Source organism: Alteromonas sp. ALT199 (assembly GCF_018619335.1).
Classification (GTDB): Bacteria; Pseudomonadota; Gammaproteobacteria; order Enterobacterales; family Alteromonadaceae; genus Alteromonas.
The window spans coordinates 45,776-71,873 of sequence record NZ_JAHHDX010000015.1 but is presented as its reverse complement, the minus strand read 5'-3'; the positions used below and the strand labels follow the sequence as shown (position 1 = coordinate 71,873).

Below are 26,098 nucleotides of genomic sequence, written 5' to 3'. Positions count from 1 at the left end.
AACGATAGAGAAACCGCGCGTGTTACACTTGGATATTCTTATGAATGTAAAGGCCCTTACAACGCGCTAAAAACTATAAGTGGCAAGCCCAAACATTGCCCAATTAAAACGAAAAGGAAAACTCTAGATGTTACGTAGCGTTTTAAGCTTAAGCGTGGCACTGGCCTTAACGGCCTGTAGCCCACAAAATTCAACGACAGAACAACAAAACCAAAGCGCTGCCACTGAAGAAGCTCAGCAACAGCTCTCTTCAGGCGTCATTAAAAAGAATATGGACCTGTCTGTAGACCCTGGAGATGACTTCTTCCGCTACGTAAACGGTAAGTGGTTTGATAATTTTGAAATACCAGCAGACAAATCAAGCTATGGTTCTTTCGTTATTCTTCGTGATGAAGCGCAAGACCATGTAATGGATATTATTAAGTCTTCAGCCGAAGGTGACTTTAAAGCGGGAAGCGACGAACAGAAAGTGGGTGATTTTTACCGTGCCTATATGGACATGGAAACCCGCAACGAGACTGGCATTACACCGCTAAAACCTGAGCTATCCAAAATCGATGCTATTGAAGACTATACCGACCTTGCCGAGTATTTTGCCTATGCTGCTCGTTATGGCTACGGTACACCGTTCAGCCTAACCCAATACCCGGATCTTAAGTCGCCTAAAGAGTATCTGATGTACACATGGCAAGCAGGACTAGGGCTTCCTGAGCGCGAGTACTATTTTAAAGACGACGAAACCTCTCAAAGCATCCGTGACGCTTACGTTAAACACATTCAAACTATGTTTGAAATCGCGGGCTTCGAAGCGCCAAAAGAAAGTGCTGACATGCTTTTCGCGCTTGAGACTAAGATTGCTCAACTGCACATGAAGAAAGAGCAGGCACGTAACTTTGCAGCGAACTATAACAAGCTTACGATTGAAGAACTTAAATCATTGATGCCTAAGTTCAACTGGGACGCCTATCTTGCTGAAGCTGACGTTAGCGACATTCCTTCACTTGGCATTTTGCAAAAAGACTACATGCAAAACATTGATGGCGTTATAGCAGAAACGTCACTAGAAGATTGGAAGACATTCCTTAAATGGGGCGTGTTAAATGCTTCAGCTAGTCGATTGAATGCCGAGCTTGATGAAGCAAACTTCAATTTTTACAGCAAAGTGCTTCGCGGCGTTGAAGAGCAGCAGCCACAGTGGCGTCGTGCCGTGAGTCTTTCAAACGCCCATGTAGGCGAGCTTATCGGTAAGGTTTATGTAAAACAGCATTTTCCGCCTGAAGCGAAAGACCGCATGATGGAAATGGTTAATAACCTACTGCTGGCTTATAAAGAAAGTATTGAAAACTTAGACTGGATGACAGACGAAACCCGTACGCAAGCATTAGACAAGCTATCTAAGTTTACAGTGAAAATTGGTTATCCTGACCAATGGAGAGACTATTCAGCCCTAACGGTTAATGCCAGCGACTTATTCGGTAACCTTAAGCGCTCTTCTGACGTGCTATATGAAGAAATGCTGAAGAAACAAGGCGGCCCTGTGTGGACCCACGAGTGGGGCATGACACCACAAACCGTTAATGCTTACTACAATCCGCCGCTAAACGAAATTGTGTTCCCTGCCGCTATCCTTCAGCCCCCGTTCTTTGACATGAACGCAGAAGACGCGGTGAACTACGGTGGTATTGGCGCGGTAATTGGTCACGAAATTGGCCATGGTTTCGATGATGCAGGCTCAACGTTTGACGGTGACGGCGTTTTACGCAACTGGTGGACCGATGAAGATCGCAGCGAGTTTGAAGCACGTACTGCAAACCTCATAGAGCAATACAATCAATTCGAAGTCTTGCCTGATTTACACGTAAACGGCGAATATACCCTAGGTGAAAACATCGGCGACCTTGGCGGTATTAGTATTGCACTTAAAGCTTACCACCTATCTCTTGATGGTGAAGAAGCCCCTGAGCTAGATGGCTTCACTGGCGATCAGCGTGTTTTCATTGGTTATGGTCAGGTTTGGGCGAGCAAATACCGTGAAGAAGCGTTACGCAACCAAGTACAAACCGATTCCCATTCACCTACGAAGTTCCGCACTAATGGTGCAGTGCGCAACGTACCTGAATTCTACGAAGCGTTTAACGTGACCGAAGAAGACGCGTTGTATTTGCCGCCAGAAGAACGCGTAAAAATTTGGTAATGCACGTACTCTAGAAACAGTAAATAAAGAGTAGCGTACATAAAATACGATAGTTGAAGCCCCACGTTTGATTCATCAAACTGGGGCTTTTTTGTCGTATTGAAATATAGGGCTGAGCAAATTCAAAAAGGCTAAATATGAATGTAAGAGCAACCATTATTTTTATCAGCTTAGCGTTGTTTTACTTGGCCACCCTGCCGCTTACACCTTACGTGGCACAATTCCTACCCAAAGCTTTGCCTATTGGGGTACTAGCAGTTTTTGCGTATACGAAGCTCAGTGCCATGCCGCGATACCTAGTGTTGATGGCGTTACTTAGTAGTCTTGCGGGAGATATTAGTCTGGCTTTGCATTTTCCCGAAAGCTTTATTATCGGCTTGTCATGCTTTTTTGTTGCGCATTTAACGTATGCTATGTGCTTTGCACTGATGCATCACCGCTTACAAAAAACGCCCGACGACAGTATTATTTCGCGCAAAACGAAGTGGTTCGTTAGTATTATTATTGCTAGCTTTGCCGCAATGATGGCAGTACACATTCTTCCAGCATCGAAAGCCTTATTTTACCCCGTAGTCGCCTATATTAGCGTTATCACGCTAATGGGCGTGAGCGCGGTGTGGTTGACTCAAGCTAAGCTAATCGTAACCGGTGCTTTACTTTTTGTGATATCAGATGCCATTCTCGCCCAGTCGGTTTTCAAAACCCCGCTTCCACTGTCTGCCTTTTGGGTAATGACAACTTACTATGGTGCGCAATATTGCTTAACCGTAGGGCTTGTTGGTGCGTTCTTGGGGAAAGAAAATAGGCAGGATTAGTTAGACAGCGAAGTTAACACTTCTACCGCCACATCAACTTTATCAGCTGGCACAAAAATATGGTCGTGATAGTAAGCCGCCACAACGTTAGCACTTATTCCGGCTTTACCTAACGCAGTAGACATAGCGGCAGTCATACCTACCGCCTCTAAACTAGAGTGCACTTCGCAGGTTATACAGCGATAGTAACCTTCATACTGCAAATTAGCTTGCCGAGCTGCGACCACAGGCAAGATAAGCGTGGTCCCCTCACGTTCATGAAACATGCCTTTAGCCGCTTTAATCAACGTACTGGTTAACTTATCAGCAGGCAAAGTAGTGAATACAAAGTTTTCACTACTGGCTACAGGGTTTAAGTTTTTCAGCAACACGCTTAAGTCAGTTTCAGCAATCACACTCATCTTCCTTTCTATAAGGTAAATACTTACTTATTAAAACGCCCGTTAAAGTTTTCGGGCTCTAATACGCTTACCTTTGATCTTACCTTCTCTAAACTGGGTCATGGCTTTTTTCACGCTTCGCGTTTTCACTGCTACAAAACTCATGCTGTTTTGTACTTTGATTTTACCTAGGTCATCGCCAGGAATACCCGCATCTTTGGTAAGCGCCCCCACCAAATCACCAGGGCGAAGTTTTTCCTTTTTACCGGCACTTAATGAAATACAAGTAAATTCAGGCTGAGTAATTTTGTTTTTATGAAAACGTAAGCTTTGCGCGCCCTTAAGCGGTATATCACTTTCTTGCAGCACTTCTATTTTCCGTAAAAAGTGCTCTTCCTCTTCACTCACTAGTGTTATCGCCATACCTTGAGCACCTGCTCGCGCCGTACGTCCTATGCGGTGAATATGAGTTTCTGGCTCCTCGCTTACTGTGTAATTAATAACACAGGCAATATCGTCGATGTCTAACCCACGGGCCGCAACATCGGTAGCAACTAGCACTTGCAGGGCATCGCTGGCAAATTGCATTAGCACTGAGGTTCTTTGATGCTGCTCCATGTCTCCCTGAAGCCCTTTAGCACTGAAACCATCCTCTATCAGTTCTTCAACGACTTCATTTACCTGAGTTTTGCGGTTACAGAAAACAATTGCGTTTTTGGGCTGGTATTCTGTTAGCACGGCTTTAAGCGCTTGTGTACGGGTGTGAGCTAAAACGTTGTAACCTAACTGAGTAATCGCCGGCTTGCTCTCTTGAGCTTCAACTTTACAAGTTACCGGGTTATGCAAGTATTGCTTGGCTACACGCTCAATCTGCTCGGTGAAAGTTGCAGAAAACAGAAGTGTTTGCACTTGCGTTGGCGTTTGACCGAAAATAATGCGCAAATCGTCTTCAAAGCCCATATCTAACATACGGTCGGCTTCATCGAGTACACGCAATTTTACATTACTCAAATCGATACGGCGCTTTTCCACATGGTCCATTACACGACCAGGGGTTCCTACAATAATATGAGGACTATGTTTCAACGACTGAATTTGCGGTCCCATGGGCTGCCCGCCACATAGAGTCGTTACCTTAATATTACCGATATTTTTAGCCGCCGTACGACACTGCTGCGCTACTTGGTCGGCAAGCTCACGGGTTGGACAAAGCATAATAGCCTGTGTAGTAAAGTCGTTAACTTCAATATGCTGTAAGGCAGGGATCACAAAGCACAGAGTTTTGCCGCTGCCTGTTTGCGCCTGACCAATAACATCTTTTCCTTGCAGAGCTTCGGGAAGCGACTGCGCCTGTATTGGAGAAAGTTGGTGAATGCCTTGAGAGTCTAGCGCCTTGACGATGGCTGGGTTTATATCTAATTGCTTAACTGTTTCAACTGTCATTAATTTGGGTTCCAAAGGTGAACTACACCATGTTCGGTATGATGAGCTATGCCGTATTCCTGGGACACCATGTCACTCCACGAAGAAAGCTGCTCATTAAATTTGTTGCTCATTTTCACACCAGCCGCGGCTAATTTTAGTTTTTCGAGTACTAAAACACAGGTATCTTTTTTAGATAAAGCGAGATAGGCAGTGGAAATGTTATATTTGCTTGTTAGCGTTATTATCTCACATTTATGGCGCTTTGGGTTACACCCAAAATTAACCGCTCCTCGGGAGCCGAAAACAAGATCTACGTCATTTCGCATCAGCGCGTCGACTAACTCCCCCCAAGAGCCATAAGCTTTTACTTTAAAGCCTTTATCCAAAGCAACTTCGTACCGATAATCTTCTAACAAAGCGCCCACTCGATAAGTAACAGGCACGTCATCGAAGGAATCAAAATAAGGTTTATCTATGCCATATAACCCGTGCAGGTTTTTAGATATAGGCGTAATCCAATGGAACACGTTATCTCTTTCATCAGTGCGAATGATAGAGAATACCAAAACGTTCGACTTTGCCATGGATTCTTTTGCAATACGCTCCCACGGTGCGGAAAGAATAGGTTGTGAAAGTGCAATATCCTCTAATATATCCTTCACTAAATCAGCAGCAATCCCCTTTAATCCACCGCGTTCCGCTCTCTCTACGAAAAGAGGAACAACGTCTGCAATTACCCATAAATCGCTCGCGTCTGCTATTAAGCCACCGGCGAGGCTTATTATGCCATAGCGCTCCAACACACTAGGATATTCGTCTTCAAAAGACATTTTTAAAGGTTTAACCAGTAGTTTAAACGCTTCCGATACCTTATATCGACCAACTAACTCACCAAGTCGGTCCACTATCTTTGGGGCAACTCCATTCTTTTTCATTGCAATATAGGTGAGGGCGACCGGTGAAGGTTGACTACCCGCATTAGGGGTACAACTAAGCTCATCATTGCAATCGAAAGCAAACAATGGGGAAACCCAGTAATAGTCTTGTTCATTTTTAGCGGTTCTTAAAACGTTCAATAGAACTAGTGGCGCTTCTTTTTCCTTATTGGAAGCCGATATCAATTTAAAGTCTGAATTAGACAAGGCTTGGTCTAGCAGTGAAAAAGAATAAACTTCTGCTTCTTGAGTGCGGAGCGGTGAAAAATCGCTAGGAAAATCATTCAAATAAGTGTAAGAGAGCGTTTGTGCCCTTAGAGAAAAGCTCAATAGGGCACATAAAAAGAGACTAATACATATCGCTACGCTTGAAATGCTTTTTCTAATTTCCACTGTAAAGTTTGCCCTGCAAAAAATGGAACCATATCGGTGCCATCAGCTAGGGTTACTTGCTCTGGTACCGTCCACGACTCTTTCACTAGTGTCATTGTAGTCGTATTTCGCGGTAAACCATAAAAATCTGCACCGTAATGGCTAGCAAAGCCTTCAAGCTTGTCTATTGCGCCTAGTTGCTCAAATACTTCAGCGTAAAGTTCGATAGCCGACATGCGCTGTAGCAACCTGCACAACCACACGCATTTTCTTTTTTATGCTTTGCATGAGGTGCTGAGTCAGTTCCTAAAAAGAACTTCTTGTTGCCGCTTGCCACCATATCTCTCAACGCTTTTTGATGGGTGTTTCGCTTAAGTACCGGTAAACAGTAGTTATGAGGACGTACACCGCCAACTAGTAAGTCATTACGGTTTAATAATAAGTGCTGAGGCGTAATAGTGGCCCCAACAAATTCGCTCGCTCCCGCTACAAAACTTGCAGCATCTGCCGTTGTAATGTGTTCAAACACCACTTTCAATCTAGGGAAAGCTTCAACAATCGGTCCTAGGTGGGTATCAATGAACACTTTCTCACGGTCAAAAATATCAATATGATGCTCTGTCACTTCACCGTGGATCAACAGCAACAAACCTTGTTCCTGCATGGCTTGAAATACTGGGTATAAAGCCTGAATACCTTTTACCGCGGCGTCAGAGTTAGTCGTCGCCCCTGCAGGATAAAGCTTACATGCGGTTACGCCTGCTTGTTTCGCATCAACAATATCTTGAGGTGTAGTCTGGTTAGTAAGAAACAACGTCATTAATGGCTCAAAGTTACTATCTACAGGTCGTGCAGCTTCAATTCGCCCTTTGTAAGACATTGCCATTTCCGCATTAATTACGGGTGGAACAAGATTGGGCATAACAATAGCGCGCTGAAAACAACGCGCTGTCGCTGGCACTGTTTCAGCTAGCATTTCGTTATCGCGAAAGTGAAGGTGCCAATCGTCTGGCGTAGTAATGGTGAGCGTTTGCATGCCTGGTCTCTCTTAGTACTTATTCAAACAGAGGGGAACTTGCGCGCAATAATAGCACAATTCCTGTTGTACGCGCAGAACAACCCTGTGGAAATAACTATGAATTTGGCTGCCCGTGCTCTACCCAAATAAGCTTACTGATATCGTATCCAGCGGCCGTCGCTTTTTCTAGCAACTGCGAGCGTACCTCCTCTGTAATCTTAGGTGTTCGCGCTAAAATCCAGAGATAGTCTTTATCAGGCCCTGTAATCAGTGCATATTGATAACCCTCTTTGTCTAGCTCCATAATTACATAGCTAGCGTAAAACGGGCCGAAGAAAGATACCTTTAGATGCCCTGTCGTTTCACTCTCTACAAAATACGCTTTGCCTTCGGCTTCATCCCACTTATTTTCTTCTTTTGAAAATCCGCGATTTATAACCTTAACACCTCCGTCATCTCGCATACTGTAAGTTGCCGTAACTTCGCTTAGCCCTTCTTCGAAACTGTGATCGAAGCGCGCAATTTCATACCATTGCCCTAAATACTTAGGGAGCTCAAACCCCTTAACTGGCTTTACATTATCTGGCACACCGGTGCAGCCAGATAACCCAACGAGTAGTGCACTTGCCATTGCCGCTAAAAACCACTTTTTCAACATAAACCCTCTTTTCTTGTGATTATTCCGTAGTGTTTTAACCTCACTACAATATTAAAACGCCTACACCAGAAGTTGTGACTTTTTCGCTATTTCTGCTCCAGAAATAATCTTAAGCGCTAACTGTCGCTAGTTAAAATATACTCGACCAATCAAGCTTTAATTATTAACAAGGCCGTACTAGAGTAGCGCTTTGTTGATTATAAGAATAAGCTCCAAAGCTTTATTGAGTGCATAAATACTTTTGTTCACTCACACATTCTAAAGGGAGAAAACTACATGAATGCACACTTTCCACATGCAAGCCGCCTGATTTATGGATGTATGGGCCTAGGTGGAGGCTGGAATAATAACCCTGCCACTAAAGCTGATGTAACCAAAGCAAGATCAATTATAGACACTGTACTAGACTTAGATATTAACGTTTTTGACCATGCTGATATTTACACATTCGGTAAAGCAGAAACCGTTTTTGGTGAAGCACTCAAGCAAGCCCCAAACCTTAAAGATAAAATGATCATTCAATCTAAATGTGCAATACGTTTTGAGGATGATTTAGGACCAAAGCGTTATGACTTCTCAGCAAAGCATATTCACACCTCAGTTGAAGGTATTCTCTCTCGATTAGAAATTGAGCAACTTGATATACTCTTACTGCACCGCCCCGACCCGCTTATGGAATTAGAAGAGGTCGCTGGCACTTTGCTACTCCTTCAGCAACAGGGAAAAATTAAACATGTGGGCGTGTCTAATATGCACGGACACCAAATAAACTATCTTCAATCAGCACTCTCGACACCTATTGTTGCCAACCAACTTGAAATGAGCCTTGGTTTTAGAGATTGGCTAGAGGATGGCATCACCAGTAATAGCGCGGCTAATCGCAACATAGGTTATGCACCAGGAACCCTTGAATATTGTATGATGAACAAGGTTCAGCTTCAGGCTTGGGGAAGCTTGGCTCAAGGAAAATATACAAGGGCGAAAACCGAGGCTAGTGCAGATGCCGCTACCGCAAATTTAGTTGCGCAGCTTGCAAGCGAATACCAATCAACGCCTGAAGCCATTGTTTTAGCATGGCTGATGCGACACCCGGCTAATATTGCGCCAGTTTTAGGCAGCACCAATATAGAACGAATCAAGTCTAGCCAGAAAGCGATGGATATTAATTTATCTCGCGAGCACTGGTATAAATTATTTGAAGTTGCTCGCGGTCAAGAGATGCCGTAAGCATATAAAAGGAAATAGCATGCTAAAAGGCTTTCACCATGTTGCTATAATTTGTAGTGACTATCCACGTTCGAAAACGTTTTACACGGACGTGTTAGGGTTTTCAATTATCGACGAAAACTACCGGGAAGCTAGAGACTCGTATAAATGTGATCTAGGTCTGCCTGATGGTAGTCAGATAGAGCTATTTTCGTTTCCAGGGGCGCCACGAAGACCGTCACGCCCAGAAGCGCAAGGGCTTAGACACTTGGCATTTAAAGTCGACAACCTCGACGAAATAATTGATCACTTAACCAACAAACGTGTGGAATGTGAGCCGGTAAGAATAGACGAATATACGGGTAAGCGCTTTACGTTCTTTCAAGATCCCGATGGCTTACCGTTAGAACTTTACGAGCTTTAAGCAGGTTAAAGTATCAATAAGAACTTTTTGTATGAAAAAAATGCCGGATAAAACATTATTTTTATCCGGCATTAATATTTTTTACAGATGTAGAAGCTTAAATCAGTCCAGCATTCTGACTTCCCTTTGTGGGAATGGAATGTCAATATCATGCTGTTGAAGCGCATTAAAAATGGCTTGATTAAGCGCATAGCGCACTTCGAAATGCCTTACAGCGGGCGCCCAAACTCGAATCCCCAAATTAATACCGCTGTCGCCAAAATTATCAACACCGATGGCCGGTGACTTTTCTAAATTCACACCGTCAACAGCTTCAACGGCGTTTCGAATCACTTCAATGACGCTATCTACATTGCTTGAATAAGCAACACCGATTTCCAACTCAATAAGCATGTTCTCTGCAGAATTGTGCAAGATCTCTCCAACGATAAGCTTGTTGGGAATTTGTATATGAACATTATCTTCATCAATAAGAATGGTATAGGGCAGCATTACTTGGTCAACAACACCTGCAACACCACGAACGCGAATCGTATCTCCCACAACGAAAGGACGGGTAATAATGATGGTAAAGCCAGCAGCATAGTTTGCCAGCATCCCCTGGATGGCGAGGCCGGCACCCAAGCCAACAGCACCTAATGCTGCAATTAACGGAGTAACGCTTATCCCTATGTTACCAAGCGCTATAATGATGACTAACCCGAGTACCACTAATTTGCAGATACCAGCGGTAAAACGACTAAGCGTAATATCAATGTTTTTGCTCACCATTAGCCTTTCAACTACATGGCTTATTTTATTGGCAACCCACCAACCAAGTAGGAAAATGACAATGGCGCCTACAATTTGGAAGCTGTAAGTCACCGCAAATTCTACGAGCGTGTCGTAAAGGGCTTGAGCTTGTTTTAATTCATCCATGGGCTATTGCTATAGATTTGTATGAGAGGGAATTAGGTGAAGCTTAAACAACAACGTGCTGAAACACCAGTGCCGAGCTCATGCCCGGCACGTTTAAAATTACTAGTACAGCGAGCGGTTAGCTTCGCGGCTCGTTTCACTTAATTAGCGTACTCACTCGCTTCAATTTCAGCTAAACGCTGTTTGGTAGGGTTTTTAATAAAATTGTATACCAAGCCGATAAATAGCAAAGCGGCGAAGCCTGTTGCGACCATGAAGCCGTATTTTGCATCGCCTCCGTTAGCGTCACTTACGAGCCCCATAATAAATGGTCCGGCGGCTGCACCGGCAGCAGTAAAAAACAATATTACCCCTGCCACACTGCCGTGCTGATGTTTAGGGAAGCAGCTTATTCCCTTAGAGTTGAACGTAGGGTATACCACTGACATGAAAATGCCTGTTAGTGGGAACAAGTAGAGTGCGACCTGCTTTCCACCCCACAGCCCTAATCCGAAACACAAGACAATGGCTCCAGTGAACAACATCAACACCAAAGCCCAGTTGAATCGAGACATCATCCAGATTCCAATAAAACGCCCTGCTGCGCGAAGAATAAAGAATGCGGTTACCGAATAAATAGCTAAGGTTTCAGAGAAACCCTCACTATAACAATCGTATGTCGCTCTAAGTGTTGTGGCATCGCACACCAAGTAACTAGGCATCCACACATAAATAGCACTCTCTGCCGCAACGTATAAAAACGCGCCAACAGAAAATCCCAGGGCATAAGGGTTCTTAAGCAGACTCAAACTCTGAGCTATCGATACTTTGTTTTTGCCAGAAGACGTATCATGTGTATATGTGGGGTACTTAACCAGTAGGGCCACAATGATAAGTACTGTACAAACGCCACCTGCAATGACGTAAAGCCACTGCCATGCAACGCCTTGGTGAATAAGATACGCAACAATTAGAGGGCCAATAATAGCACCAACACCAAAGAACGCTTCTGCACCATTCATCGTAGCCGTATGCTGCTTTGTTGATGTTGAAATATCACCAATAAGCGCCAGCGCGCCGGTTTTAAAAATACCAACGGCTACCCCCGACAAGCTCATCAAACTAACGATCAACATAAAGTCATTGGCAATAAGGAAGCTGTAACATGCTAATCCAAACAGTGCTAAACCAATGATGATGGTTGGCTTACGACCTAATTTATCGGCTAAAAACCCTAAAAATAAGCCAGATAACGCGATACCCAGCATAGGCAAAGAATGCATTAAGCTCGCTTGTGCATTAGTGACAGAGAAAGCCACTTTTACTTCTTTGATTATCTCGCCTACTGAATCTGATGTCATAGCAAACATCATAAACATGAGGTAGGTTAACCACCTGATAACTCTACTGCTACGTTCTTGGCTAGGCATAGTCGGTCTCACAACAACGGCATGAAGATACTTTACGTCCGCACACACTTTATTAAAACACGTAAGTTTTGGCAGACATAAGGTGCCTGAAGTACTCACTTATTTCACATATCTAGTCGATAAAAATAACGATGTAATAAGTTCGATAGCTGAAATGGTATTGAGCTTTGTATCAAACTTCAGTCTAGCTTGGAAAAAGAGACTTAATCGTTTAAGATAAAAGTTAACAGAATTTAAAAAGCCTGTAAACCCGTCATTAAGGAAAGAGGCATTAGACGCCTAATCGCGTCATACTTTGGAGTTTTCTATGAGTTATGCTGCCAGCAGTAGTCTTTGTTTGGAGCGCATCCTAGCATCCACTGATTTATCGGGCCTCACAAAGAAGGATGCGGCTACGTTTAATAAGCGATTAAAGGCTCACTTCCCCCGCCTTTTCAAGAACTATACTTATGTTTATGGACATCAGTATGACTGCTATTTTCATTTACAAAAACTTATTGAAATATTAAGAGATGGATTGAAAAGTCGTAAGCCTTCGTTAAAAAAACTCGATAATGAAAAGCTGAAATCTCCCCTATGGTATCGCGATCAACAGCAGGTAGGTATGGCTTGCTATGTGGATTTAATGGGGCCTACGTTGAATGACTTACACGATAAAATTCCCTACTTTAAAGCACTCGGTGTAACTTATGTACACCTCATGCCTTTATACGACGCGCCTAAAGGAGATAGTGATGGCGGCTATGCCGTATCGGACTATCGCAAGGTAAACCCCTCTTTAGGCACCGTGAAAGATTTGGAGAAGCTTGCGTCTGCCCTACAAAAGGAAGGGATCAACCTTGTGTTAGACTTTGTTTTTAATCACACATCTGACGAACATGCGTGGGCAAAAGCCGCGCTAAGTGGCAACAAGCAATATCAAAATTATTATTACTTGTTTGATGACAGGACCATTCCCGACCAATATGAACAAACGCTAAGAGAAATTTTCCCTCAAGTTAGAAGGGGTAGCTTTACCTATAATGAGCAAATTGAAAAATGGGTTTGGACGACCTTCAACAGCTTTCAGTGGGATTTAAACTACAGCAACCCTGAAGTATTCAACGCCATTGCCTCTGAAATGCTATTTTTGGCTAACGTTGGTAGCGCCGCCCTGCGTTTAGACGCATTAGCATTTATTTGGAAAGAACTTGGTACAGATTGCGAGAACCAAGAGAAGGCACACGTACTTATTCAAGCGTTTAATTGTTGTCTACAAATTGTTGCGCCAGCGGTGGTTTTTAAATCCGAAGCTATCGTCCATCCAGATGAAGTAGTTAAATATATCGATAAAGATGAGTGTCAGCTGTCCTATAACCCCTTGTTAATGGCGCTACTCTGGAACTCTTTAGCTACGCGCAAAACCCACCTACTCACACAATCAATGAAAAAGAGCTTTGCTATTTCAGACAAATGCACTTGGGTGAATTACGTGCGCTGCCATGATGATATAGGTTGGACCTTTGACGATGCTGTCGCTAACGAATTAGATATTAACCCGTTCGACCATCGTTACTTCCTTAATCAGTTCTACACCGGCCGTTTTGAAGGAAGTTTTGCGAACGGTGTGCCGTTTGCGGAAAACCCGAGTAACGGGGATTGTCGTGTATGTGGTTCATTAGCCTCTTTATGCGGGCTAGAAGGCGCACTGCAATCTAATGACGCGCAAGGTATTGAAGAAGCAGTGAAGCGTATGTTGTTGTTATATGGGATAACGTTCAGCATAGGTGGTATCCCGTTGCTGTATTCAAGCGATGAAATTGGAAAGCTCAATGACTACAGTTACCGATTTGACGAAAGCAAAAAACATGATGACAGATGGGTTAATCGTATTTCGGTTAGTAATGACGACGCTGCTCTAGCGTTAGGTCAAACAGCACCTACAAGCCCAGCGGAAATGGCAAGCCTTCGCGTATTTACAGGCTTACAAAAGATGATTGAGATTAGAAAACAGTACGCCATTTTTGGTCAAGCTCAAACACATATATTGGATGCTGATAATCAACATTGCTTTGCTTTCATGCGAGAAAATGCCAAAGGTGAAAAACTCCTCGTCGTTTGTAATTTCAGTGAACACGAGCAGCAGCTTCAGCGTTCCCTTTTGACGACAGTATGCTTCACGTCAAGCGTAGATTTGCTGTCAGGCGTTAATGTAAAAATGGAAGCAGCACCTCTTGTGCTTGCTCCCTTTCAGCAGCTATGGCTCTTAGCTAACTAACAAACCTCTAATACGCGGTAACCCACCTATTGCGAGCTCCGTGACGGGTGAGTTATCGCCGACAAATTTAATTATCTTTGTCGCCAACTACTTACTAAGTAATCCGCGAATTACAAAGGCAGTAAAAGAATTACCGACTATACTTTTATCATAGGCGGATTGTTCACCTATCCTTTTGCGCAATAACACGGTCTTACAGTAACTCAGCTTGTTTAAAGGCCTTTCAACGTGAAAGTGGCACTACACTAATGTGTGTGGTTTGTTTTTTGCAGATTTGATGTGGCGTGGTTCTTTTTGCAGAGCTTTCGCGTAGGTTTATTCTTACAAATGGGTCTGACAAAGTTAATGCATAGAAGCAATACAAACTACTTTTTTCACACAGCGGATTTCAACTTACGTCATATGGATATGTTAAACATGGTAACGGATAAAACGATGCAAAGTATTAAAGCATTGGAATACATGTGCCCCTACTGCGGTGCAATTAATGATTTTCGACTGAACAGTGCTCGCGACATGTATCACGAGCAACATGAATCTTGTGAATGTTGCAATAAGGTACTTAGTCTAACCCCTGCCGATGGTATTGGTGGACGCATTAATCTTATTGTGGATGCCTTAGATACAGAACTTGTTATCAAGTAATAACCATAAACAAATATAAACAAAAAAGCCGCTTCATTATGATGAAACGGCTTTTGATTTCTGAAACAGGTACTTTCTAGCGCTTAGCTAGCGGAAAAATTCTCGCTTCAATTCATTATCCGTTAAAAAGCGACCGCCCAATGCTGACGTTTTCGTGTAGGAATTAGTGTCTCGAATCCCTCTCGCCTTTACGCAGTAGTGCGTAGCGTTAATACTTACAGCAACATCTTCTGAGTTCGTTAAAGTTTGCAGTGCAACCAACACTTGCTGTGTTAAACGCTCTTGTACCTGAGGGCGTTGAGCAAAGAAGCCTACAAGACGATTTATCTTTGAAAGACCAATCACAGTATCTTTGGGTATGTAAGACACTGTAGCCATACCATCAATAGTCACAAAATGATGTTCGCACGTACTTGTTAAGCTGATGTCGGACACCTGTACAGGCTGGTCGATCTGCATTTTGTTTTCGATAGCAGTAATCTTTGGAAACTTGCGGTAATCCAAGCCACCGAAAATCTCATTGACGTACATTTTGGCGATGCGTGTAGGCGTGTCGCACAAGCTGTCATCAGTAAGGTCAAGTCCAAGCGTGTCCATTACGTCACGCATCGCACTTTCAATTCGTTTGCGCTTTTGTTCGTCAGAAAGACCATTAACCACCATAGGCGTTTCTAGCCCCTTGGCTTCTAATGCTTCACGTACACGTTGTGCCGGCTCTGATATAGAGGGGTCTAGTGCATCACGCACAATTACCGCTTCTTTTGCTAACATTGTTTTATCCGTTGTTACTGCTTTTTTTGAACTAATACGCCTTTCAAATCGTAAAAGTTCGGTTATACGACAACATGACTTTTATTTAATGTTGTTGCTACCTTACGTGCGTTTAGCACGGAATAATAAAACTGTTACCTCTTAGAAAAGAAGGACACTATCTTGAACTCACCTGTACTAATAACAGGCGCCAGCCAACGGTTGGGCTTGGCGATGGCCGAAAGTTTACTTGCAAAAGGACATCGCGTTGTTGTGACTTATCGAACGCATCGCTCGAGTATTGCAATGCTTAAGGATAAAGGCGCAACAGTTTTACAGGCGGATTTTAGCACTGAGCCGGCTATTGATCGAGCAATTGATGAGATTAAGGCAATCAGTAAAACCTATCGGGGGATCATTCACAACGCATCAGATTGGGCACAAGAGAAAGATAATAGTAATAAGCAAGAGTTAATGGAACGCATGATGATGATTCATGCGGTTGCCCCCTATCGCATTAATTTAGCATTAGAAGAAGCACTGTGCGGTTGTGAAGTGCAAGCTGACATTATTCATATGACTGATTATGTGCAAGATACTGGCAGTGAAAAGCACATGGCTTATGCGGCAAGCAAAGCTGCGTTGCACAATCTCACCCTATCCTTTGCCAAAAAGCTAGCGCCACAAGTGAAAGTGAATAGCATTGCACCTGCTTTACTCATGTTCAACGAAGGCGACGACGATGCTTACAAGCAAAAAGCGTTAAAGAAGTCTTTACTTGAAATGGTTCCTGGCGCAAAAGAAGCCGTAAAGGCCATGAATTACTTATTCGATAGCGATTACGTCACAGGCCAAACATTGCACCTTAATGGCGGGCGACATTTAAAATAAAAGAAGTAAATTGTTTTCACTTAGTTGATTTTACGAATCGTAATTTGTAGTGTTGTCAAAAACGCTCACATAAGAAACTTGTGATAAATAATAAACCATCAAGGGAATGAAGTAATGAAAGCTGTACTCGTACTATTGCTTGTCGTATTTTCCACTCCACTCATAGCCAACACAACCACAGTTGAACCACTAGAACCTGATGAAGGCTACGCAATTATTGCACTATATTCTAAGGGCTATACAGAGAGCGTAGTACTTAAAGGTAGTGGCTTAACGAACAAATATACATTTGGCCCTCTTAATCACTCACAGCACATTGATGTGATTAAACTACCTGCAGGTACCTACACGTGGGACAGAGTGTTCGAACGTACCGGTTCGTTGTCAAAAGGAAACTTACTTGAAAGCTACATGGACCTAGAAAGCTTAGACCTTACCTTTACTGTTCAGCCAGGCAAACTCAACTATACCGGCCTACTTATGATAGAGAGGTTGGGAAGCCAAGCAACAATAAAAGTACTCAATCGCACCTCTATCATTCTCAAAATCCTCGAACAAGATTTTTCTCAATTCGCTGATAAATACGACATCGCTAACGGCTTATACCCCGACGATCATTATATCGATTTCTACTTAAAACATTCTGAAAAAAGCGGGGACTAGAATAATGACGATTAATAAACTGCTGCTTACTCTTTCACTGTTTTTTTTCACCCTTGGCTCGCCGCATACTCATGCTGAAACGCCAAAAGCCTCTGAATTCCAGACCGAGTCTTTTTTCAAAGACGCAAAATATAAACTGTTTTCAGTAAACCCTTCCGGTACGGCCATTGCCTATATCGAACCTAAAAGTGATTCATACAATTTAATCATTCACGATCTAGTGCGTGGCACCAAAGATGACCCTATCACGTTTGAGCGTCAACAAATGCATGTTCAGCATTCAAACAGAATAACGTCGTGGGAACGGCACTTCAATTACATTGCCGAATTAGTATGGCTCTCCGATAATTTTATTTCATTGAAACAATACTCCAACGGTCGATTCCATCGTTATGTGATTGTTGAGTTTGCTGACCGTACTAAAACACCAAATCCGCCGTTTCGTTTATCATACATTTCACAACCTGGTCATTGGGTAGACACGCTTCCAAATAAGCCATCTAACGCTATTTTTGCTCGTTATGAAGATGATGATGAATACGACTACTATGTTGACCTTTTTAACTTAGATTTGTCGAAGAAAATCAAAGAAAGTAACTTTCGGCGCAAATTCAAACTGAATAAGTCAGGACCAGACTTACAAGACTGGATATTTGATGCAAAAGGATGGCGATTAGGGGGGAGCAGAACCTTTAATGGTATAACCGAAATTTTCGCAAGAACCGGATCAAAGCCTCGTAAATATCGCTATAAGGAAATGTGGAAAAGCGATAAAAATGACGCGGTTAAAGTAGTGGGAGGCAGTGAGTCGGGAGATGAACTGTACGTGTTAACTAACCATCGCAGCGATAAAATCAATTTAAGACGCTTTAATATTCAAAATAAACAGTTTGATGGCATTATATTTGAGCACCCTAGCTATGATCTAAAAAGCGTTATAAGACACCCTGAAACCAAAGAGATTATTGGCGTATCTTTCCTTGAAAAAGGAATGGGCAAGCAACTCTACTTTTCCGATAATTACAACGAGCTAACCACTCGCCTAAAAACCATGTCTCAAATTGATGGTATTTACGCTATAGACATGGACACTTCGGGAGATAATATCCTTTTTGTTGCAGATGACAGCGCTAATCCAGAGCAAATCTTCCATTACAATCGCCAAAGTGACACTTTTACTCACCTAGTCGATTTATATCCTTGGCTTTCGAACAAGAAACTTAGCAAAACAGCACTATTGAAACTTCAGTCGGAAGACGGAGTAGGGTTGGAAGCCTTTCTTACATTGCCAGAGGTTCAAAACCCACCATTAGTTGTTATCCCTCATGGCGGCCCTATTGGCGTAAATGATTCTCGTCACTACTCTGGCAGCATTCAAGTACTGGTTGATGCCGGTTTCGCAACTTTACAAGTCAACTATAGAGGGTCGTCAGGTTACGGAAAATCATTTAAACAACAAGGCATGCAACAGTGGGGACGCCTTATTGAAGATGATATTGAACAAGCATTGTCATACGCCAAGACGCACTATGAAGTCGATGCAAACAATGTTTGTATTATTGGAGGCAGCTACGGTGGTTACTCGGCATTGTACAGTATTATTCGCTCTCCTGAACTGTATCAGTGCGCTGCCTCATTTGCCGGAGTTACTGACCTTGCACTGCAGTTTCAGCGAAGTGACGTACAAAACGACGATATTATGACGATATTAACCGAGATCATTGGTAACCCTAATACGCAAAAAGAAGAGTTATTTAAATACTCGCCTTTGTATCAATTCAAAGGTATCACTAAGCCTGTTTTTATCGCACATGGTACCGATGACACTGTAGTTGATATAGAGCACGCTTATCGCCTGCACTTTGCCTTGAAAGATAACAATATTAAGCATGAGTGGATGGTTTTTGACGACGTAGGGCATGGTTTCGACTATGTAGAAGACGAAGCAAAATACTACAATGCGCTTATCAAATTCCTGAGTAAACATCTTAAAAAAGCCAACGCTACAGCGACACAAAGCTAGGCTAAACTCCCTATAAAGTGGTAGCGGTCTCTTTTACGAGCGCTACCACTAATCGTCACAGTCAATTAATTTCATCGCCATTTGCCTTGGTCTCTCGTCGAGGCATGGCTATAATCCACTCCCTATTTTTTTAAGCGACTTGGAATTTTACTATGCTCGGCAACCGTATTATGGCGCCAGAATGGCACGACATTGATGCTGTGATGTTGGCATGGCCGCACGCACAAACCGATTGGGCTCCATGGTTGGAAGAAGCAAGAGCGACCTACCTGAATGCAATTGCAGCAGTGAATCGCAATAACGCGGGTGTCATTTTATTATGCGCGCCAAGTGACGTGGACGACCTTAAACCCCGTTTATCCGAAAATGCTCAAGTGCTTATCGTTCCCGCCTCGTTTAATGATACCTGGATGCGCGATTACAGCTTTATAACGTGTAAAGACAACGAAGGTAACGGCTCGCCAGTAGAATTTCGTTTTAACGGTTGGGGTAACAAGTTTAACGCTTCTGAGGATAACCTTGCTAATCAGCGTTATCTCGCCGCCATGTGCAAATCTGTGCTTCGCAGCAGTCCGATTGTGGCAGAAGGCGGCGCGTTGGAAATCGACGAAAACGGACACTTATTAAGTACGGCACAGTGTTTACTTAACCCTGAGCGAAATGGCGATATGTCGCTCAGTGCTTACGAAGATGCATTTAAAGACATGCTGGGCTGCAGCAAGGTCACTATATTGCAGCATGGGCATTTAGAGGGTGATGATACAGATGGTCACATTGATACTTTAGTACGTTTTACACCGAATAAAGGCTTGGTAATTCAGGCGTGTAACAACCGCCCTAATGATAGTCACTTTGAAGGGTTGAAAGCGTTATGTGACGAGTGCGCCCTTGAACTGCCAGAGCATGAACAATTTCATTTACCGCTGCCTCATATAGTAAACGATGAAGGAGATCGCCTACCTGCCTCCTATGCCAATTACTTAATTTGTAATAAAGCTATTTTGTTGCCCGTATACGGTGAAGAAGAAGATGCCGAAGCTATTGAGACGGTGCAAAAAGCACATCCCAATCATATTGTTGAACCAATTGATTGTAGTGTACTCGTAAGACAATACGGCAGCTTGCATTGTATTTCTATGCAAGTACCCACAAATACGTTAAAAGATTCGATTATCACCACCTTAAAGAAAGGAGTGTCATTACATGCGCCCAGCTAAGCTAAAAGTTGGTCTGGTACAACAGGCCGTTGCCGACAACGACAAAGCAACGAACTGGAATAAAAGTGCCGAGCAAGTTGCCAAATTAGCAGCTGAAGGTTGCGAGTGTATTTTGCTTCAAGAGCTGCACAGCACCTTGTATTTTTGCCAGCAAGAAGATACTGACGCCTTTGATTTGGCTGAACCAATACCAGGTCCAGCAACAGACTTTTTTGGTGAACTCGCTGAAAAGCACAATATCGTTTTAGTGACGTCGCTTTTTGAAAAGCGCGGTTCAGGTTTGTATCACAACACCGCCGTAGTGTTCGACCGCAGTAAAGAAATTGCGGGTAAATACCGTAAAATGCACATTCCTGACGACCCGGGTTTTTACGAGAAGTTTTATTTCACGCCGGGCGATATGGGCTTCACGCCTATTGAAACTAGCGTAGGTAAGCTTGGCGTCTTGGTATGTTGGGATCAATGGTACCCAGAAGCGGCACGCCTAATGGCAATGGCAGGTGCAGACTTGTTGTTCTACCCTACGGCTATTGGCTGGGACTTAACTGACACCGAAGAAGAGCGTACCCGTCAGCATGGCGCATGGGAAACCATCCAGCGCTCTCATGCTGTGGCAAACTCAGTACCAGTAATTGTGGCGAACCGCACTGGTTTTGAAGCATCACCTGTTAAAGGCGACCCAGGCATTCAGTTTTGGGGGCAAAGCTTTGTTGCAGGCCCGCAGGGCGAGATTTTGGCAAAAGCCGAAGCTGAAGGTGAAACCACGCTATCAGTTGAGCTTGATATGGAACGTACCGAACAGGTTAAGCGCATTTGGCCTTACTTCCGTGACCGCCGCATAGACGCCTACGACGAATTGACCAAACGCTGGCGCGACTAACCCAAATAAAGGGGTCAGAGTACATTTTTTCGAAGCAGCGATAACTGTGAAATGTACTCTGACCCCATCTCAATTCTCTGACCCCATCTCAATTCTGCTAAAGGGGAAATGTACTCTGACCCCATTTTTGGTGGGCTATATCTTGAAGATAATGCCGTCACAGAGCATGAAAACCTGACGGGTCGGCTTGGGAAGAAGCGCTAGCATTACATCTTCGTCTATGTCTAACCCGCCGGTGAATTGCCCGAAAGCGGGCATGACAAATAAGTTTTCTTTGTTAGTAAAGCATTTGCCAGAGTAACGACGGCGTGTAATGGTGGTCCGCTTTTTAGGGTGATAGTGACCGATAACTTGCGCTCGCTTTTCGTTTAATTCCGGCTCATGCCTGAATACCATATTATCTAGCACTACTTCAAAACATGGCGTGCCTGGAATGCCCTCAGGCAAATCTGGGTCATGGTTGCCTTCTACCCACATCCATTCATTGACGTTATCAACAAGCCTACATAAATGCTGACGGTCCTTATTAGTCATACGAGACATACTATGCTTGTCGTGAAAACTGTCCCCTAAGCTGATTACTCGCAAAGGTTTGTAATCATCGATAATACTTTCCAGACGTTTGAGTGTGGCGGTGGAATCTAAGCTGGGTAAGGGGTTCGCATAACTGCGTAAATAGCTGCCTTTTTCTAGGTGAAGATCAGAGACAATCAGCCAGTCGCATGCGGGTAAATACGCCACACCACGTGCGTCTAATAACCACAGGTAGTCTGCATATTTCGTAATAGTGATATGCCGCTGACTGACTTTTTCAGTCAGCCACGCGTCGGTTATTGCCAAATTATCCTCTTTATTTTTCGTTTGTGAGTTTTTAGTACCTGAGTAACGCTGCACGTTTATTTAGCGAAATACTATTAAGCTTTTCTGTTCAACGGACTTACCGCAAATCTTTATTAAGTAAAGCATTTGGCGTGAGGTACATCGACAATATGGGAAAGCGAAGTTTAATTATTCTGTTTAGTCCTACCCTATTCAACGCTAGTCCCTGAGAGTAGTGCGCGAACTTCATCTAACATGGTTTCAGCTTCCGCATACAAATCAGCCTGCTCGATGATGGCCTGTGCCCCAGCGCCTTTTACTTGCTCACTGCGTACATCAAGCACAATAGGTATGGCCATGGGAGAGGGTTTTTCAAGGTTCACTAATGTTGCTGAATCTACATAGCGAATCAGTAAGTTAGCGAGCCGCCGTAAGTCTAGTAGTTCACGCTCAGCATCAGCACGCGCTACTTTAAGTAATATATGGTCCCGGTCGTGCTCTCGCAATGTATCGTAAATAAGGTCGGTAGAAAACGTTACTTGCTTCATGGTTTTTTGACTGGCGTGATAACGCTGTTCAGTAAGCCCACTCACCACCGCTACTTGTCTGAACGAACGCTTTAGCATTGGCGCTTGTAACATCCAATCTTCTAACTCGTCGCCTAGAATATCCGGCTGAAACAGCTGCTGTAATTGCCCTTGGGTGATGGCGTTCACTGATGCTACCGATAAACCATAATCAGTCACGCTGAAGCTTAAAGGCTTAATGCCCATTTTTTCCATTCGCCGTGTTAATAACATACCTAAGGTTTGGTTCGCTTTGCGTCCGTCGAAGGTGTAGTACAAGGTATAATGCGCCTGCCTAAATGGAAACTGCTCCACCAGCACCTTTTCAGGGCTAGGTAGCTGAGAGAACGCCTGCTGAAGCTTCAGCCACTCTTGTACCTGTGCGGGCAGTGCCTTCCAGGTTTTTTGACTGGCCAAGATAGCCCGTACCCCTTCTGCTAGATAGGTAGATAGCGGCATTTGACCGCCTGCGTAGCTTGGTATTTTAGGCTCTTTGGCTTTTGCCGACTTGGCGTGAAGCTGCATGTCGCGGATAGCTTCAAAGCGCAGTGTTTCTCCGCCGAAATAAAAGGTATCTCCAGGCGTTAACTGCTGGGCGAAGTACTCTTCTACCTCGCCAATGATCTTGCCTTGGTTTCCCCTTCTAATGCGCTTTACCTTTAAACGCCCTGCCTCAACGATTGTGCCTATGTTTTGCCTGTGTCTTTGTATAACTCGCTGATTTGCAGGCGCAAAAGTGCCATCGTCGTTTTGCGTTAAACGCTGATATCGTTCATACGCATTAAGGGCACTGCCTCCGTCTTGCGTAAAGCGCCACAGCTTGTCGAAATCGTCTTTGTCTAACCCTTGATAAGGCGTAGCGGTAAGTATCTCTTGATACAAGGCATCTGGGCTATCAGCTTTGCTACATAAACAGTTCAAGATAAACTGCGGAATGATATCTAGGGCGCCTGGCTGAGGGCTTTCGCCATCAAGTTCACCTTTTTCAATAGCCGTAATGGCCGCTTGGCATTCTAGCGCTTCAAAACGGTTTGCTGGTACAAGTAACGCTTCGCTAGGCTCATCTAACCTGTGGTTCGCTCGCCCTATCCTTTGCAGCAGCCTGCTTACCCCTTTAGGCGCACCTACTTGAATGACCTTATCTACATCGCCCCAGTCGATACCTAGTTCTAACGCAGAAGTACACACAATTGCTCTTAGCATACCACTTGCCATCATGGCTTCGGTTTTTCGCCTTTGCTCTTTGCTTAAACTGCCGTGATAAAGTGCAATCGGGAGCGCAGCCTTGTTTGCTTCCCACAGCATTTGAAATAGAAGCTCGGACTGAGCACGGGTATTGACAAAAACCAGCGTGGTCTGCGCATTTTCTATCGCCTCATAGATATCATCAATGGCGTAACGGGCCATAAAGCCGCCAAAAGGCATGCGCGCTTTAGAGTGCAGCATTTCAACTTTTGGCTTTTCTCCCGCTTTTACTTTGATGATATTGGCAACACTGTCACTGCCCGCTAGCCACGCGCCCAAAGTCTCGGGAAATGCTACTGTCGCTGACAAACCTATGCGTTTACAGCTTGGTGAAAGCACGCTTAACCGTGCTAGGGCGAGTGATAAAAAGTCGCCGCGCTTATTAGCCATTAAACTGTGAGTTTCATCGATGATCACGCGTTTTAGCTTGCCGAAAAGCTTATCGGCATCGGCGTAACTTAACATCAGCATGAGGGATTCCGGGGTAGTAAGTAGAATATTAGGCGGCTTTTTACGCTGTCGCTGACGCTTATGAGAAGGCGTATCACCAGTACGGGTTTCCGCAGTGATAGGCAGTGCCATTTCCTCGATAGGCTGTAACAGGTTGCGATGAATATCTTGGGTTAACGCTTTAAGTGGAGAAATGTACAAGGTATGCAAACCAGTAAACCCACTCTGCTTACTCTTGCTTTCAGCCGACGTATTATTCTCGTTTAGGTCACTAAGCTCTACCAAACTCGGCAGAAAACCTGACAGAGTTTTACCCGCCCCTGTTGGCGCTATAAGTAACGTACAGTCATGTTTATCTTTTTCCACCAACATAGTGTGCTGATAATCACGTAGTTGCCAGCCTTTTTGCGTAAACCACTTAGCGAAAGCGGGAGGTAGTAATGTCATTTACAGTATCTGTTATGCCTTTTTCGCTTTATACGCCAAATCCTTAGTTAAGTTTATATATACCAACGCCATTCTTAATGGGATTTTCAATTAATCTCTAAGTGTCAATGAAAGCTCAACCTCCTTGAAACATTGGCCCTCTACTGTAATTTAAGACATGTGTCGTTAATTAATGTTTGGATACATTATTTACATCGACACCACGAAAACGAATACACTACACTCGCTACACAACAACATGTGACTACAAGGAACGTAAATGCGAATTCAATCGATAGATGCCATTAGAGGCTTAGCAATCCTTGGCATACTGTTTTTAAACATTGCATACCATCAAAATTTTTACACTGGCTACGCGTTTTTTGAAGAATCACTTTTGTCCGATGAGATTATCTCGACAGTTAGCGCGCTTTTCTTAGATGGTAGATTTCGTACATTATTCTGCCTGCTGTTTGGAGCAGGTTTGGCTATTCAATTTGATGCTTGCCAAAAGCGTGGGCGCAACTTTTTAGACTTTTCTAAATCTCGGCTTAAATGGCTATTTTTATTTGGGTTAATACATGGCGTGTTTATATTTGGCGGCGACATACTGCTTTATTACAGTCTTTGCGCCTATTTTGTACTAAAACACTTAACGCTAGACCAAGAAGAGCTTCGCGCGAAAAGCGTTAAATATCTCGTCGTGGGAAGCATCATTATACTTGTTTTTGGCATAGCACTTACTCTTTCATACGACTATGGTGGCGCACTTCCCCTTAGGTCTAGCGAAGCTTACGCCAAAGAGGTTATGGAATGGCAAAGTAGTTATTTGTTCCAAATTGGTGTTCAAGCTTCTTTTGTTCTTGCTACCGTTATTGCAGCACCTTTTTCCATGCTGTGGCAGTCGATGGGGCTTATGATGTTTGGTGCCTACCTTTATAGAAGCGGTTTCTTTAGCGTTGGTTTTTCTTCTGCTGTCTTTAAGAAAGTGGCCATTATTGCCATAGCAACATCTGTTATTACTGTTATTCCTCAGATAATGTTTGAGCAAGTAACCTCAGATGTTATTCCCATGTTCACCAGTATCCCCGCTATTTTCTGTGCTTTTGCCTACGCTCATCTGTTAATTAAAGTGAAAAATACAACCGCCTGGTGGTATCAGTCACTTATTAACTGCGGCAAGGTGGCGTTTACTCTCTACCTAACACAATCTATTGTTTTAGCTGTGTTATTTCGTGTGATTATGCCCGCCTACTATCCCGAGTTTGCCTATACCGTGACGCTGCTCGATTTGATGTTAATTACCCTTGCGCTCACAGCAATTCAAATTTTGCTGGCGAATTTTATTACTAAGCATTTCGATCAAGGGCCATTTGAAGCAGTATGGCGAAGACTATATCTGCGCAGCTTTTATAAGAAGCAACAAAGCAAGCAAGATGACGGTTTGGTTGCAGTGCAAGAAATGGCGACAGAGGCGAACAAAACCTCGTAGCTAACATCTGAACTAAACGA

The 26,098-nt window shown here is 43.6% G+C and carries 21 protein-coding genes and 1 pseudogene; 12 read left to right on the top strand and 10 right to left on the bottom strand.

Features of this window, described 5'->3' with window-relative positions:
- The first annotated feature begins 127 nt into the window (after positions 1 to 127).
- Both KL866_RS02085 and KL866_RS02080 read left to right on the top strand, forming a co-directional pair.
- Positions 128 to 2,194: a M13 family metallopeptidase gene (locus KL866_RS02085; RefSeq protein ID WP_214992950.1), complete on the top strand. Its 2,067-nt coding sequence runs from the start codon at positions 128 to 130 to the stop codon at positions 2,192 to 2,194.
- A gap of 137 nt (positions 2,195 to 2,331) precedes the next feature.
- On the top strand, positions 2,332 to 3,009 hold the full coding sequence (locus tag KL866_RS02080; protein WP_214992947.1) for a lysoplasmalogenase: 678 nt from the start codon (positions 2,332 to 2,334) through the stop codon (positions 3,007 to 3,009).
- Here KL866_RS02080 and KL866_RS02075 read toward each other — a convergent pair.
- The 5 genes and pseudogenes from KL866_RS02075 to KL866_RS02055 all read right to left on the bottom strand — a co-directional run bounded on the left by KL866_RS02075 (position 3,006) and on the right by KL866_RS02055 (position 7,797).
- Positions 3,006 to 3,410 (bottom strand): ACT domain-containing protein, encoded by a 405-nt coding sequence (locus KL866_RS02075; RefSeq protein WP_251139777.1) that lies wholly within the window; start codon positions 3,408 to 3,410, stop codon positions 3,006 to 3,008. The two genes, KL866_RS02080 and KL866_RS02075, sit on opposite strands and share 4 nt — an antisense overlap.
- A gap of 42 nt (positions 3,411 to 3,452) precedes the next feature.
- The gene (gene dbpA / locus KL866_RS02070) at positions 3,453 to 4,832 is read right to left on the bottom strand and encodes an ATP-dependent RNA helicase DbpA (RefSeq protein ID WP_214992930.1); all 1,380 of its coding nucleotides are present in this window, start codon (positions 4,830 to 4,832) and stop codon (positions 3,453 to 3,455) included.
- On the bottom strand, positions 4,832 to 6,079 hold the full coding sequence (locus tag KL866_RS02065; RefSeq protein ID WP_251139776.1) for an ABC transporter substrate-binding protein: 1,248 nt from the start codon (positions 6,077 to 6,079) through the stop codon (positions 4,832 to 4,834). Before KL866_RS02065 ends, dbpA begins: the two co-directional genes overlap by 1 nt.
- 32 nt (positions 6,080 to 6,111) lie before the next feature.
- A pseudogene (pyrC, locus tag KL866_RS02060) lies at positions 6,112 to 7,157 on the bottom strand (dihydroorotase).
- Between the two features lie 97 nt (positions 7,158 to 7,254).
- Positions 7,255 to 7,797: a lipocalin family protein gene (locus KL866_RS02055; RefSeq protein WP_214992925.1), complete on the bottom strand. Its 543-nt coding sequence runs from the start codon at positions 7,795 to 7,797 to the stop codon at positions 7,255 to 7,257.
- A 276-nt stretch (positions 7,798 to 8,073) separates the two neighbouring features.
- Between KL866_RS02055 and KL866_RS02050 the strand changes: the two genes are divergently transcribed.
- Both KL866_RS02050 and KL866_RS02045 read left to right on the top strand, forming a co-directional pair.
- Positions 8,074 to 9,024, top strand: coding sequence for an aldo/keto reductase family oxidoreductase (locus KL866_RS02050; protein ID WP_214992923.1), 951 nt, complete (start codon positions 8,074 to 8,076; stop codon positions 9,022 to 9,024).
- Positions 9,025 to 9,043: 19 nt separating this feature from the next.
- On the top strand, positions 9,044 to 9,427 hold the full coding sequence (locus tag KL866_RS02045) for a VOC family protein (RefSeq protein ID WP_025257499.1): 384 nt from the start codon (positions 9,044 to 9,046) through the stop codon (positions 9,425 to 9,427).
- Between the two features lie 102 nt (positions 9,428 to 9,529).
- Here KL866_RS02045 and KL866_RS02040 read toward each other — a convergent pair whose 3' ends face one another.
- Complete coding sequence (locus tag KL866_RS02040) at positions 9,530 to 10,345, bottom strand: mechanosensitive ion channel family protein (protein WP_214992920.1); 816 nt, start codon at positions 10,343 to 10,345, stop codon at positions 9,530 to 9,532.
- A 140-nt stretch (positions 10,346 to 10,485) separates the two neighbouring features.
- Complete coding sequence (locus tag KL866_RS02035; RefSeq protein WP_025257497.1) at positions 10,486 to 11,703, bottom strand: MFS transporter; 1,218 nt, start codon at positions 11,701 to 11,703, stop codon at positions 10,486 to 10,488.
- Between the two features lie 358 nt (positions 11,704 to 12,061).
- Here KL866_RS02035 and KL866_RS02030 point away from each other — a divergent pair, with 358 nt between their 5' ends.
- Complete coding sequence (locus KL866_RS02030) at positions 12,062 to 14,011, top strand: alpha-amylase family glycosyl hydrolase (protein WP_214992910.1); 1,950 nt, start codon at positions 12,062 to 12,064, stop codon at positions 14,009 to 14,011.
- Positions 14,012 to 14,446: 435 nt separating this feature from the next.
- Positions 14,447 to 14,656 (top strand): hypothetical protein, encoded by a 210-nt coding sequence (locus tag KL866_RS02025; RefSeq protein WP_251139775.1) that lies wholly within the window; start codon positions 14,447 to 14,449, stop codon positions 14,654 to 14,656.
- Positions 14,657 to 14,743: 87 nt separating this feature from the next.
- Here the strand turns inward: KL866_RS02025 and folE are convergent, their stop codons facing one another.
- Positions 14,744 to 15,427 carry a GTP cyclohydrolase I FolE gene (gene folE / locus KL866_RS02020; protein ID WP_214992896.1) on the bottom strand — a complete coding sequence of 228 codons (684 nt, stop codon included), beginning with the start codon at positions 15,425 to 15,427 and terminating at the stop codon, positions 14,744 to 14,746.
- 162 nt (positions 15,428 to 15,589) lie between these two features.
- Here folE and folM point away from each other — a divergent pair, with 162 nt between their 5' ends.
- The 5 genes from folM to KL866_RS01995 all read left to right on the top strand — a co-directional run bounded on the left by folM (position 15,590) and on the right by KL866_RS01995 (position 21,080).
- On the top strand, positions 15,590 to 16,297 hold the full coding sequence (gene folM / locus KL866_RS02015; protein WP_214992894.1) for a dihydromonapterin reductase: 708 nt from the start codon (positions 15,590 to 15,592) through the stop codon (positions 16,295 to 16,297).
- Between the two features lie 114 nt (positions 16,298 to 16,411).
- Positions 16,412 to 16,960 carry a hypothetical protein gene (locus tag KL866_RS02010; RefSeq protein ID WP_025257492.1) on the top strand — a complete coding sequence of 183 codons (549 nt, stop codon included), beginning with the start codon at positions 16,412 to 16,414 and terminating at the stop codon, positions 16,958 to 16,960.
- A gap of 4 nt (positions 16,961 to 16,964) precedes the next feature.
- Entirely contained in the window at positions 16,965 to 18,983 is a 2,019-nt protein-coding gene (locus KL866_RS02005; protein ID WP_214992892.1) for a S9 family peptidase, read from the top strand.
- A gap of 152 nt (positions 18,984 to 19,135) precedes the next feature.
- Positions 19,136 to 20,200 carry an agmatine deiminase family protein gene (locus KL866_RS02000; RefSeq protein WP_025257490.1) on the top strand — a complete coding sequence of 355 codons (1,065 nt, stop codon included), beginning with the start codon at positions 19,136 to 19,138 and terminating at the stop codon, positions 20,198 to 20,200.
- Positions 20,187 to 21,080: a carbon-nitrogen hydrolase gene (locus KL866_RS01995; RefSeq protein ID WP_025257489.1), complete on the top strand. Its 894-nt coding sequence runs from the start codon at positions 20,187 to 20,189 to the stop codon at positions 21,078 to 21,080. The genes KL866_RS02000 and KL866_RS01995 overlap by 14 nt, the downstream gene beginning before the upstream one ends.
- Before the next feature lie 135 nt (positions 21,081 to 21,215).
- Here KL866_RS01995 and pdeM read toward each other — a convergent pair whose 3' ends face one another.
- The gene (gene pdeM / locus KL866_RS01990; RefSeq protein WP_214992890.1) at positions 21,216 to 21,920 is read right to left on the bottom strand and encodes a ligase-associated DNA damage response endonuclease PdeM; all 705 of its coding nucleotides are present in this window, start codon (positions 21,918 to 21,920) and stop codon (positions 21,216 to 21,218) included.
- 188 nt (positions 21,921 to 22,108) lie between these two features.
- Positions 22,109 to 24,607, bottom strand: coding sequence for a ligase-associated DNA damage response DEXH box helicase (locus tag KL866_RS01985; RefSeq protein ID WP_214992876.1), 2,499 nt, complete (start codon positions 24,605 to 24,607; stop codon positions 22,109 to 22,111).
- 259 nt (positions 24,608 to 24,866) lie between these two features.
- Between KL866_RS01985 and KL866_RS01980 the strand changes: the two genes are divergently transcribed.
- Complete coding sequence (locus KL866_RS01980; protein WP_214992873.1) at positions 24,867 to 26,078, top strand: DUF418 domain-containing protein; 1,212 nt, start codon at positions 24,867 to 24,869, stop codon at positions 26,076 to 26,078.
- Positions 26,079 to 26,098 lie beyond the last annotated feature (20 nt).